The sequence below is a fragment of the Rossellomorea marisflavi genome, from assembly GCF_009806575.1.
Lineage (GTDB): Bacteria > Bacillota > Bacilli > Bacillales > Bacillaceae_B > Rossellomorea > Rossellomorea marisflavi_A.
In genome coordinates, this window is the sequence record NZ_CP047095.1 from 2,517,893 (window position 1) to 2,529,512 (window position 11,620).

An 11,620-nucleotide genomic window follows, 5' to 3' on the forward strand; every position below is an offset into this window, starting at 1 on the left:
CTTGCAAAGGGATCGGGTAAAGAAGCACGCCAAGATACCGTTTTATTCGTCCGGAAAATCACTTGAGTTAACATGGACCTCTATCATCCGGTTTCAGCAGGGATCAAGGAATATATCATTGTATGAATTCCATATCCCGTGTATGTGATCCTTCAGCATACTGAAGTTCCCCACCCGATTTCTTTACCTATGAATAAGAGTCGGGGATCGGAGGACGGGCCCCGCTTATATCCTTCTCTTGGATTTCACTTTAAATTCCGGCTTGGTTACGTAGTCCATATACTGAACGCTGCCCTCAAAATCTACATAAGTCTGATAGCGCGTACGAAGGGCCGGGGTGGATATCAAGTTCATCACTTCCCCTTTATCGACCCAGCGTGCCTCTGATGTTTCATCCGATGTGGTGAATTCACCGCCCAGGGGTTTGCAAACAAAATCAAACATCACTTTAGTAGGGACGATCTTCACCCCGCTATGTCCCTCATACGTGGCTGTATTCGAAAAAACGCCCACCAAATGGGAAACCATCACATCCATCCCGCTTTCTTCTTTAATTTCTCTTACCACTCCGTCGATCAGGTTTTCCCCGACCTCTATCTGACCTCCCGGAAACACCCACTGACCATCACGACGGGTTTTCACTAACAGAATCTCATCTTTCGCATTCTCAACAAAACCCGCAGCAGCAACAATATGCACCGGCATTTGCATCCCATTCTCCTCCAATAAACGTCCACCCTCCCTCGTTCCGTCAAAGGGAAATGGAAGTAGTGACTTACGCATACGATTCTTTTACCCACACCCGCCTTCGCGATGCCCCCCGGACCTATACCATTGTCATCCCTGTCACGGAGGATCCATTTTCAAGCAGGCATATGGGTTTCAACGTGAAAACACATATAAAAAAAGCGCGATCATCGTGCATCGCGCAACTTCCTATTATGAAAGGCTCCTCCACTGCGGAGGCATATTCTTATTCCAATAGATGCTTCCAAGATCATGATGGGCCATGAATTGATCATGTGCAGTATGATAGTGGAAGTTGAAATAATATCCGTCTTTTGGCGGGTGATCCTTCCTTACATGAAACCGGATCACGTCTTTTCCGGTACGGCTGTCGTAAATGTGAAAGATTTTCTCCGTCTTGACGTATTCCGGCACCTCTGAAATGACAAGTGAGCTCAAGTCTTCATCAGGAAAATCAGTAGCGGTCCTTGCAATGGCTTTTTCAAGATTCGGAAGCACGACCGATCTGAATTCATCTTCGATCACAGGCTTGATTTTCGTGCCGAATTTTTCATAAGAATGAAGTTCAGCCTGAGCCATGATGGTTTCCAGGAAGGCCTCCCTTGAAAGGGTCCCTTCTTCTTCCACAGGATCTTCCGTACTCGATTCGAAGGTGGATGATTTTCCGTTGCCTTTTGCAAGGGCGTGATTGTCCTCATTCAGGAATGGCTGGGTCGGGGAAACCAGACCGAATGTCAGGATGGATAATAGAATGAAAAACGATTTTTTGATCCAGATCGACATAGGGAACGTCCTTTCTTTTTTGGTAGCGTATATCGTCGTTGGTAGGGTCATTTTGTTTTTTTATTGGATGATCGTGCCCGCAGGATGAACGGGTCACAGACTGATTATCTATCATTATACTATCTTTTCTGAAAAAGTGGTGAAAAAGCTTTCATTTTCCGAGGATAACATGCTCCCGATGTGGTAGTATAGGATTAGAAGTATGTGTAAAGGAGAGAAAAAGATGGATACTGGCTTGATGATCAGCATTGGTTTTTTACTATTGTTAGGATATTTTTGCGTATTGGCCGTTACCGATTGAGTAAAAAAGGACCCGGAAGCATTGGCTTCCGGGTCCCTTTTTTTCCATTCCGTCATGGCAGATCGATAAAGCCATAGTGAAATTTCGATGAAGGTCTGATCAGGACCTTGAAGTGGTGTTCATCGAACAAAGTCGAACGGAAATGTTCTTTCAAGAGCACCCTCCTTTTCGCCACCCGTTTTGCTTCCTCCACCGTTTCATGGGTGAGCCGTTCATAATGGGCCCAGCTCCGGATCGGGTTGATACCTTGGGAATCGGTCAAGCCTTCTTCAAACATGGGATCGAAGTAGACAACGTCGAAGGAGTCATCCGGCAGTTCCTTCAAGAAGGACTGTGACAGACCATCGATCACCTTGACCCTCCTCATGGCATCATTGAGCTCAGGCAGTGGGGATACCCACTCCTTCATTCCACGTTTGAGGATATGGGCGACATACGGATTGGCTTCGACTCCCGTTACAGATCCGGTCCGGCCGACCACCGCGCTCGCGATGATGCTATCGGATGCGAGGCCCAATGTGCAGTCGAGCATGGTCATTCCCTTTTTCAATCCTGCCGCTTCAATGAACGGATCGGATTCTCCCCTAAGGACTCTTTTGATCCGGAATGAAGCGGAGTTCGGATGGAAGAAGAAAGGCTGCTCACCCCTCCGATGAAGCTCATCCCGCTCTTTCCCCAGGACCAGACAGTCTGCCTGATGGAGGTTCATATAATTGGCGATGGACCTTTTCTTCCGTTCAATATAGGGGATCTGGAACTCCTCTGCAAGGGTTTTAGCCCTCAACTTGACGGATTCATCGGCCCTGCCAGAGGTTGTAACGAACATCTCTTCCATTTGATTCACCTGTTTTCCTGATAAAGTCTCTACATAAAAAAGGACGGATGGCCAAATGCCATCCGCTGCCTTTTAGCAGTGTTGCTCGAACGCACCCGTCAAATTGGAGATGATGCTGCCGATATCATGGTCTTCGATTTCTTCACGAGGGATGAAATGGACGACTTCCTTTCCTTTCAGGAGTGCCATGGAAGGAGAGGACGGCTCATAGCCCTTGAAGTATTCGCGCATCTTCACCGTCGCTTCTTTGTCCTGTCCTGCAAATACCGTGACAAGATGATCCGGTGCCTTGTCATTCAATACCGATTGCGTCGCAGCCGGACGGGCAAGTCCTGCTGCACATCCGCAAACCGAATTCACGACAACGAGGGTCGTTCCTTCCGCTGCTTCCATAAAGGTTTCTACTTCCTCTTCATCCTTCAATTCTTTGAATCCTGCTCCAGTCAGCTCTTGTCTCATAGGCTGTACAAGCTGCCTCATATATTCTTCATATGCCATTGACATAATGTCATCATCCTTTCTAGTCTTTTTGTGAACGGGCTTCGGTCATTTGCTTCCAAACGGATCCTTTGGCTTCTTCTCCGCCTTCAATCCTCTCGATGGCCATCTTCACCTGCAGCCTTACTTCGAACTCTGGATCATGTTCTGCATCCTTCAGTCCACCGAGTGCGCTCTCATCACCGACTTCATACAGATACATGGCGGCACGCCAACGGACCAGCTTGCTCTTATCTTTGAGGGCGAGTGTCATGACCGGAATTGCCTGGGTGAATCCGAGATCCGAAAGACAATCGCCCGCCGTGCGCCTGACAGACACAGATGAGTCCTCCAGTCCTTTATATAAAAGGGGAAGGACTTTTTCGTCCTCGATCATCCCTGCATAGACGACGGCAAGCCTGCGGATCGACACTTTCTCATCGTCCAGTGCCTTTTCCAGGAGGGGAAGGTCTTCAACTGTCGGATCTTCCATTGCATCAAGACGCTCATAGCGAATTTTCCAATCCGCATCTTCAAGATCAGCAAGAGTGAGCTTACGTCTTTTCCTCGGCTCGGGGATGGTGGTATCACCAGCCTGCTCGACCAGTTCCTTCAGGCGTCTTTCAGGGAAGGCGGCCTGTAGTTCATCGATTACCTGGGCCCCGATTTCCTCCAGGTCACCGTACCGGACACCATAGTCCTTCCATTTCCGGAGCAGGACGACATTGTCCCCTTCTTTTTGGGCCTGACCGATGGCCTCGATATAGGCTTCCGGAAGAGAGAAGCGTTTTTCAGCTTCCCCGTCCGTCAGCTTGACCTGCATCGGGATTCCTTTGAACATCTGTACGGACACATTGACCTCTCCGAAATGTTCTTCCATTTCCCCCGATTCCGACTGGGCTCCTTCTTCACCAAAAGCCTGTCTTACTTCTGATAGAAGGGACTGCCAGTCATATTTGGCATTCCGTTCAACGGCAAGGAAATCCGCGACATGATAGACCCCTTTGATCCCTTCTATGGAAAGGATGGTTTTGATGACGGGAGGTGCCCCGTCCGCCTGGTCCTTTTTATAATTATTGCTCCGGCCCGCCTTCAATTCTTCGTCGAGAAGAACCTTCATCGTATTCGGACTCGGAGTCGGTTCGATCGAGAGTATCCTCACTGTATGCTCCCCTTTCTCAAGATCTTTTCCTCATTTTATCATAACGTGTGCTTTCCGCTAAATGATCGGTCCTACTCGGCGAATTCGGACAGATAGCTCCAGCGCTCGATAAGGTGTTCTAGCTGTTCGTTGAGCTTGGCACTCTCGTCCATAAGCTGTTGTGCTTTCGTGAAATCACTGCCGATTCCCTGAAGTTCCATATTGACCTGTTCGATCCTTGATTCGATGTCCGCCATCTTGTCTTCCAGCTCATCCCATTCCCTTTTTTCCATATAGGATAGGCGTTTCTTCTCTTTCTGGACTGCCTGGGGAGCCGGTTCCTTCTTCGTGGCCTGGGGTTTGACGGCTGCCTGCTGAGATCGTTCAAGGTATTCGGTATATTCCCCTATATAGGAATCGATGCTTCCCTGCCCGTTGAAGATCAAGAGCTCTCTTGCCGTCTTGTCAAGGAAATAGCGATCATGTGATACGGTGATGACCACGCCGGTAAATTCATGGATATAATCCTCTAGGACCGTCAATGTTTCCGTATCAAGGTCATTCGTCGGCTCATCCAGAAGCAGGACATTGGGTTTCCCCATGAGGAGCCTCAAAAGGAACAGTCTCCTCTTCTCTCCACCGGAAAGCTTCCGTATCAGGGTCCCATGGGTGCTCATCGGGAACAGGAACCGCTCGAGCATGGATGTGACTGAAATTTGCTCACCCTTATCGGTGGTCACGTACTCCCCAGCCTCCCTGAGATATTCGATCATCCTCATGTTTTCATCAAGTTCTTCATGTTCTTGCGTATAATAGGCAATCTTTACGGTTTGACCGGTCATAAGTTCACCGGAGGTCAACTCCTCGCGGCCGGCAAGGATGTTCAGGAGCGTGGACTTGCCGCTGCCGTTTTTCCCGACAATCCCGATCCGGTCCTTGGGCTTGATGAGCCGGTTGTATCCGTCAAGGATGACATTCCCCTGGAAGGTCTTCACAGCATCCTTCAATTCGAATACCTGCTTCCCGAGGCGGTCACCGCCGATGGAAACCTCCATCTCCTGATTTCTAGTGCCTGATCCCTTCGCATCCTCCAGTTCATCAAAGCGCTGGATGCGTGCTTTTTGCTTGGTGGAACGGGCCTTTGCGCCCCTCCTCATCCAGGCAAGCTCACGGCGGTAGAGGTTGTTCTGCTTGATTGACTGTTGCCGTTCATTTTCTTCCCGGACGGCTTTGGCTTCGATGAAGTCGGCATAGTTCCCTTTATAATGGAACAGCTTCCCGCCATCCAGTTCAAAGATGCGATTCGTGACCGCGTCAAGGAAATAGCGGTCATGTGTAACCAACAGGACCGATCCATTGTATCTGCCCAGGTAATCTTCCAGCCATTTGATGGACTGATAGTCGAGATGGTTCGTCGGCTCGTCCAAAATGAGAAGGTCCGGGGTCTCGATTAGCACTCCGGCTAGTGCGACACGCTTCTTCTGCCCACCGGATAATTCCCCCATGCGCTTGGAGAACTCGGTGATGCCGAGCTTGGTCAGAATCGCTTTGGCTTCTGCACTCGCTTCCCAGGCATTCAGAGTATCCATCTCTTTCTGTGCGTTCATGAATTCAGACTGGATCCCTTCATTTTCATAGCCGTTTTCCATTTGGAGGAGGGCCGATTCGTATCTCCTCATGGCCTTCATCACAGCGGCCTCCCCTTTGAAGATCTGCTGAAGGACCGACAGATCAGGATCGAAGGATGGATCTTGAGGAAGATACGCGATCCTGTAGTCATTCGGCTTCATGATTTCGCCTGAATCACCTTCTTCTATGCCGGCAATCAGTTTCAACAGACTCGACTTACCCGTTCCATTGACGCCGATGAGGCCGACGCGCTCCCTTTCTGCAATGGAGAAGGAGATCGCATTGAAGATCGTCTTCTCCCCATATGTTTTCGACAGGTGTTCTCCTGTAATCATTCTCATTGTGGACCATTCCATTCTATAGTGAATTGCCTGATGAAGTCTTTCATGACTGCATGGCGCTCTTCTGCGAGGCGTTTTCCCGTCGGTGTCAGCATTAGGTCTTTCAACTTGAACAGTTTCTCATGGAAATGATTGATGCTTGTGGAAGGATCATTCCTGTATTCATCGTTCGTCATTCGCTCCCTGACGGGAAGATCGGGAAGATGGATGGGTTGGCCCTTCCACCCTCCATAGGCGAAAACCCTTGAAATGCCGATTGCACCCATGGCATCAAGACGGTCTGCATCCCTGAGCACCTTTGCTTCAGGTAATACGGGGTCATCGGTGCTTCCACCTTTGAACCCCATGGAGTGTATCACTTCCCGGATCGTCTCCAAGGTCTCTATTGTAACAGGCAACTGACGGAGCCACCCCTCAAGCTTCCTTGTTCCTTCACCGAGTGTCGGATTGAGCTTTTCGTCGGCCACGTCGTGGAGGATCGCCGCCCACTCTAAGACGTCTCGATCTCCAATTTGGTCTTCTTCTGCTATGTATAAAGCGAGCTTCCTCACGCGCTCAAGATGATGCCAGTCATGACCACCAGGGTCGAGACCATACGTCCGGCGCATCTGTTCCATCAGATCAAGCTTATTCAAAACCCTCACACCTTTCACCCCATTGTACCAATTTCCCCTTCCCATTTGAAGAAAAAGAGCGGAAGGCTTAAGCCTTTCCGCTCCCAATTTCCTCGTACCAGCTGATCCCAAGTGTATCCGAGCCCGCATGAATCCCGATAACGGCAGCAAGGGGATAGGGAGAGAAGTGAATCTTGGGAAATTCCTCCCTGAGTTCCTCCATCCACTTGTTGGCTTCCTCCCTGTTCAATCCATAGAGGATGAATGCCTCCCTGACATTGGAAGCAGAGAGCCGTTCTTTCATAAGGGCAAGGCCCTTCCGGTGATTCCTTACCCGTTGATCGACGGAAAGCTTCCCGTCACGGATGCTGAGAAGAGGTTTGATGTGAAGCATGCTTCCGAGAAAAAAACTGAGGCCGCTCATCCTTCCGCTCCTATGAAGCTGTTCAAGACTTCCCACCATCACAAACGTCCTTGACTGTGCAGCTCTTTCTTCAAGGCGGGTTTTGATCTCTTCATGCGAGACACCCTCCCGGTCAAGGTCCTGCCCATAACAGATGAGATCCGTCAGAGGATAGGATAGGATCTTGGAATCCACGCAGTAGATGGCTGGGAAATCCTCTTTCATCAGATCCGCCGCCTGGACCGCCGAAGCATACGTGCCGCTGAAATGGGATGAAACATGTACAGAGAAGATGGCATCATGATCTTTAGCCAATTCCTCATACAAAGAGGCAAATGTCCCGATGGACGGCTGGGAGGTCTTGCCGGCCACCCGTTCCTCCTCCAGCTTTTCGTATAACCCTTCCAGCGTCAGGTCTACTCCATCCAAATATTCACGATCCCCAAAGCTGATATGCATGGGAACCACATGGAAGTCTTCAATGCCATCCCCCACAAATGCTGTGCTGTCTGTCACCCAGGCCACTTTCATCTGGACGACCCCCTTTTTCCCTACTATATGTGAATTCCTTTTATTTCAGAAGCGATTCGATGGAATGAGCCACCATTTTAATCACATCATCGACCATTTCCTCTGTAATGACCCTGAAGAATGTGAGGATGCCTTCCACCCGGGTCTCCCCATGTGATGAAGAGATGGTGAGCCATTCCCATGAGGTTCCTTGCCCCCAAAACTCTTCCAGAGCGTTACGGGATGACAGGAGGGATTCATCGCCCAGGTAGGTGAACGCTATAACGGCACCTGCACGATTCCCCCTGACAAAACCATTCCGTTCAGCCAAGAAGTGACCGGCATCGGCCTTCAGTTCCAGACGGACAGACGCTCCCTGTGTTCCTTTCAACCGATACTGTATCTGATACTTTCTCTCATAATGGGCGAAATCGAAGAGATCCTTGCGATCAACGATGTCGATTTCCCCGCCGAGATCGAAGTCATAGACGGCACCTTCCAGTACCACCTTCAAATTATCAAATGCCGTAGGGTCGAACATCTCTCCCCCTCCTCTCGTTAAAACAGGCCGATGGCCCTGCCATCGGAAGCCACGTCCATTTGATTGGCCGCCGGTGATTTCGGCAGGCCAGGCATGGTCATGACGTCACCGGTCAGGGCGACGATGAATCCAGCACCGATCTTTGGCTTCAATTCCCTGATCGTAATTCTGAATCCAGATGGGCGGCCAAGTTTAACAGGATCATCAGACAGTGAATATTGAGTCTTCGCCATACATACAGGATGGCCTCCCCATCCTTCTGATTCGAATTGCTCGATCTGTTTAAATGCCTTCGGGGAAAAGTCGACTCCCTCGGCACCATAGACCGTCATGGCAATTTTTTCGATCTTTTCGGAAATTGAATCTGTCAGCTCATAGATCGGCTTCAAGACTTTTTTGTTCGTCTCGATTTCTGATAGGACTTTTTCGGCAAGCTCCAGTCCCCCTTCGCCGCCGTTGGCCCAAACATCGGTAAGGGCAACAGACACACCACGGTCTTCACACCACTTCTTCAACAGGGTGATTTCAGTTTCACTATCGGTGATGAACCGGTTGATGGCCACTACATAAGGTACCTCGAATGCCTCGAGAGTTTCCATATGCTTCTCGAGATTGGCCAGACCCACTTCTAGTGCCTTTGTATTTTCCGTTGCCAGTTCCATCTTATTGACCCCTCCGTGCATCTTCAGGGCGCGTATGGTGGCAACTAATACAACGGCGGAAGGGGCAATGCCTGCCGCCCTGCTCTTGATATTCAGGAACTTCTCGGCACCGAGATCCGCTCCGAAGCCCGATTCCGTCACAACATAGTCGCCGAGCTTCATGGCTGTACGCGTGGCCATGACACTGTTGCACCCATGGGCGATATTGGCGAAAGGACCACCATGCACCAGTGCAGGAGTGTGCTCGATGGTCTGTACCAGATTTGGTTTAAGGGCATCCTTCAACAGGAGGGTAAGAGCCCCCTCTACCCCAAGGTCTCTGACGTAGACGGGCTTACGGTCATATCCATAGGCGATGACCATGCCGGCAAGCCTGTCTTTCAGTTCATCCAGGCTGTTTGACAGACACAGGACGGCCATGATTTCGGAAGCCACCGTGATATCAAAACCTTCTTCACGCGGTACACCTTGAACCGGCCCTCCGAGACCGATGACTGTATGCCGCAGGGCCCGGTCATTCATATCAAGCGCACGCTTCCATACGATTCTCCGCGGGTCGATCCCGAGCTCGTTTCCTTGATGGATATGATTATCGAGGAGGGCGGCCAGGGCATTATTGGCAGATGTGATGGCATGGATGTCCCCGGTGAAATGGAGATTGATGTCTTCCATCGGGACGACCTGGGCATATCCACCTCCAGCTGCCCCTCCTTTGATCCCCATCGTGGGGCCGAGTGAAGGCTCCCTCATGGCGATGATGGACTGTTTCCCCAGACGGGTCAGGGCATCCCCAAGTCCTACTGTCACCGTGGATTTCCCCTCACCCGCAGGGGTCGGATTGATGGATGTGACCAGAATCACCTTTCCTTCAGACGCCCCCTTGCGTTTTTCGATCGCGTCAAAGGTGATTTTGCCTTTGAACCTGCCGTAAAGCTCGACTTCATCCTCTGCAAGGCCGATGGATGCAGCGATGTCCAAGATCGGATGTAGCTCGGCTTCCTGTGCGATGGTAATATCGGATTTCACTTGTTTCGTCGTTGTCATATATGTGTCACCTACTCATGAAAGATAGAATCATTCCATTATTCTATCATGATTCAGCCGGATGATGTAAACATGAACAGCGTCATGAATGACAGTGCCTGCTTCAGCTCATGATCGAGTCCTGTGACAATGTCCCCTTTCACACCTTTCTTGAATACCCATTCTTCATCCACAGCCTCCCATCCAAGCTCGTTTGAAAGTTTCACGAGCTCCCATGGCATCATGGTATTGCACACCGCTTTCCCGCCCGTCAATCGGGGAAAAGCATTCTCCCTTGGATGTGCCGTCGGACCGAGGAGCCCGATTACGATGTACCCCCCGGGGGCCACTACCCGTTCCACCTCTTTAAGCGCCTTGAGTGGATCTTCCACCCACTCGATGGAATTGATGGCCATCACACCATTGAATGCATGATCATGGAAGGGCATGGACGTCAGATCACCCTGGACGAAACGAAGATCTTCCTCTTCGTATCGCTTCGCAAGATCGATCATATTGTTTGAAAAATCCATTCCTGTCACTTCGTAGCCCGCTTGCCGCAACAGATGGGAACCGGCCCCGTCACCACAGCCGAGATCCCCTATGTGAGAAGCTTTCTTAACATGCTTCTCCACGAAAGGCAAAATCTGTTTCCTGCTGCCTGTCAGCCACATCTCTTCGCTTCTGGAATGCCAGCTTCCCGCATTCCCCTCCCATTTTTCCTGTGCTGCCTTTGCCCAATCTTCCATATCGATCCATCCTTTCCCTGATTCTCTCTCCCTCCATTCGCGAAAAAGGGGGTAAAAACCTTCCTCCGAAAGCAAGTTATGAATCTGGTCATTTCAGTCCATACTAACATACGAACCTTTATGAAACAGGAGGAATCCTCATGGAACAGATCGTCGCAGTACAGCGGAATCAAGCAGGCGGAATCATCAACTTCGAGACCTCATCTGGCCGCATCATTTCATACAGGAAAGCCGTGATGGAGGCGAATGAGGGCACACTCCGGTTCCCCCTCGGCGGTGATGCAGACCTGGATGATCAGTTCGACCAGTATCCTTCCATCTTTTGATTCCAACTAAAAAGGGAAGGGCTGAATATCGATCAGCCCTTCCCTTTATGATTTATTATTCGCTTCGATTTTGTATGACGCGGAGCTCTTCCACCCGCTTTTTGTCTTCTTCAAAATACTGTACGAGATCTCCGATCCGATCGATGGAATCCCAGCTGAGGTGATGCTCGATCCCCTCCACGTCTTCATAGATATGTTCGTCCTTCACGCCGATGACGGTCAGGAATTGCTCCAGCAGTTCATGTCTATACACTAAACGTTTTCCAACTTTATTCCCTTTGGGAGTCAGAACGAGCCCACGGTATTTCTCATAAACGAGGTAGTCATCCTTATCTAGCTTCTGCACCATTTTGGTTACTGAGGAGGGATGGACGGACAATGCCTCGGCAATATCCGATACTCTTGCGTATCCTTTATTCTCAATCAGCAAATAAATTTGTTCTATATAATCTTCCATGCTTGGTGTAGGCATTCTGTACCCTCCAAATTCCCTTCAATATCATTAAAAGTTTACTATAAGAATTGAATGAATACAACC

13 protein-coding genes are annotated in these 11,620 nt (G+C 49.9%); 1 reads left to right on the forward strand and 12 read right to left on the reverse strand.

Annotated features, from left to right (window positions below; all coding sequences use genetic code 11):
* Positions 1–225 precede the first annotated feature (225 nt).
* The 11 genes from D5E69_RS13065 to D5E69_RS13115 all read right to left on the reverse strand — a co-directional run bounded on the left by D5E69_RS13065 (position 226) and on the right by D5E69_RS13115 (position 10,756).
* A complete protein-coding gene (locus tag D5E69_RS13065; RefSeq protein WP_430757484.1) occupies positions 226–783 on the reverse strand; it encodes an NUDIX hydrolase in 558 nt (185 codons plus the stop codon).
* Positions 784–939: 156 nt separating this feature from the next.
* Complete coding sequence (locus D5E69_RS13070) at positions 940–1,530, reverse strand: YpjP family protein (protein ID WP_048014102.1); 591 nt, start codon at positions 1,528–1,530, stop codon at positions 940–942.
* 353 nt (positions 1,531–1,883) lie between these two features.
* Entirely contained in the window at positions 1,884–2,657 is a 774-nt protein-coding gene (locus tag D5E69_RS13075; protein WP_159130357.1) for a class I SAM-dependent methyltransferase, read from the reverse strand.
* 81 nt (positions 2,658–2,738) lie between these two features.
* The gene (locus D5E69_RS13080; protein WP_048005823.1) at positions 2,739–3,170 is read right to left on the reverse strand and encodes a BrxA/BrxB family bacilliredoxin; all 432 of its coding nucleotides are present in this window, start codon (positions 3,168–3,170) and stop codon (positions 2,739–2,741) included.
* Positions 3,171–3,186: 16 nt separating this feature from the next.
* Entirely contained in the window at positions 3,187–4,305 is a 1,119-nt protein-coding gene (locus D5E69_RS13085) for a conserved virulence factor C family protein (protein WP_159129765.1), read from the reverse strand.
* Positions 4,306–4,376: 71 nt separating this feature from the next.
* Positions 4,377–6,254, reverse strand: coding sequence for an ABC-F family ATP-binding cassette domain-containing protein (locus D5E69_RS13090; protein ID WP_048005825.1), 1,878 nt, complete (start codon positions 6,252–6,254; stop codon positions 4,377–4,379).
* Positions 6,251–6,871 carry an HD domain-containing protein gene (locus D5E69_RS13095; RefSeq protein ID WP_063191742.1) on the reverse strand — a complete coding sequence of 207 codons (621 nt, stop codon included), beginning with the start codon at positions 6,869–6,871 and terminating at the stop codon, positions 6,251–6,253. Before D5E69_RS13095 ends, D5E69_RS13090 begins: the two co-directional genes overlap by 4 nt.
* A gap of 85 nt (positions 6,872–6,956) precedes the next feature.
* Positions 6,957–7,802 (reverse strand): DegV family protein, encoded by an 846-nt coding sequence (locus D5E69_RS13100; protein ID WP_063191618.1) that lies wholly within the window; start codon positions 7,800–7,802, stop codon positions 6,957–6,959.
* A gap of 40 nt (positions 7,803–7,842) precedes the next feature.
* The gene (locus D5E69_RS13105; RefSeq protein WP_063191619.1) at positions 7,843–8,322 is read right to left on the reverse strand and encodes a hypothetical protein; all 480 of its coding nucleotides are present in this window, start codon (positions 8,320–8,322) and stop codon (positions 7,843–7,845) included.
* A gap of 17 nt (positions 8,323–8,339) precedes the next feature.
* Positions 8,340–10,028 carry a formate--tetrahydrofolate ligase gene (locus tag D5E69_RS13110; RefSeq protein WP_048014099.1) on the reverse strand — a complete coding sequence of 563 codons (1,689 nt, stop codon included), beginning with the start codon at positions 10,026–10,028 and terminating at the stop codon, positions 8,340–8,342.
* 53 nt (positions 10,029–10,081) lie between these two features.
* On the reverse strand, positions 10,082–10,756 hold the full coding sequence (locus D5E69_RS13115; protein ID WP_048005829.1) for a class I SAM-dependent methyltransferase: 675 nt from the start codon (positions 10,754–10,756) through the stop codon (positions 10,082–10,084).
* Positions 10,757–10,896: 140 nt separating this feature from the next.
* On the opposite strand from D5E69_RS13115, the gene D5E69_RS13120 reads away from it, so the two are divergent.
* Positions 10,897–11,082, forward strand: coding sequence for a DUF3892 domain-containing protein (locus tag D5E69_RS13120; protein ID WP_048014098.1), 186 nt, complete (start codon positions 10,897–10,899; stop codon positions 11,080–11,082).
* A gap of 55 nt (positions 11,083–11,137) precedes the next feature.
* Here the strand turns inward: D5E69_RS13120 and mntR are convergent, their stop codons facing one another.
* Entirely contained in the window at positions 11,138–11,554 is a 417-nt protein-coding gene (gene mntR, locus D5E69_RS13125; protein WP_048005831.1) for a transcriptional regulator MntR, read from the reverse strand.
* Positions 11,555–11,620: the final 66 nt, after the last annotated feature.